The organism is Fulvivirga aurantia (assembly GCF_009711475.1).
GTDB lineage: Bacteria > Bacteroidota > Bacteroidia > Cytophagales > Cyclobacteriaceae > Fulvivirga > Fulvivirga aurantia.
The window spans coordinates 1-291 of the sequence record NZ_SMMD01000043.1 but is presented as its reverse complement, the minus strand read 5'-3'; the positions used below and the strand labels follow the sequence as shown (position 1 = coordinate 291).

Sequence of the window (291 nt, the reverse complement as noted above, 5' to 3'; positions counted from 1 at the left end):
GGTACCGAAGGTATACTAGGTGGTCAGGCGCAGGTACCAAATGTTGCTGGTGCGTGGCTGGAGCTTACAGACAACGTAAATACCATGGCTTCCAACCTTACCACACAGGTGAGGGAGATTGCAACTGTGACTACAGCTGTGGCGAATGGAGACCTTTCTCAGAAAATTTCTGAAGAAGAAAAAGGAGGTGAGGTACTTGAGCTATCACGTACCCTCAACACCATGGTGGACTCACTAACGATTTTCTCAAAAGAGGTAACGCGTGTGGCCCGTGAGGTGGGTACAGAAGGT

At 49.5% G+C, this 291-nt stretch carries 1 protein-coding gene; it reads left to right on the top strand.

All coding sequences use genetic code 11. The annotated features are described in order from the left end of the window. A partial coding sequence (locus E1176_RS00050; RefSeq protein WP_155208565.1) for a HAMP domain-containing protein occupies positions 1-291 on the top strand: 291 nt, incomplete at both ends.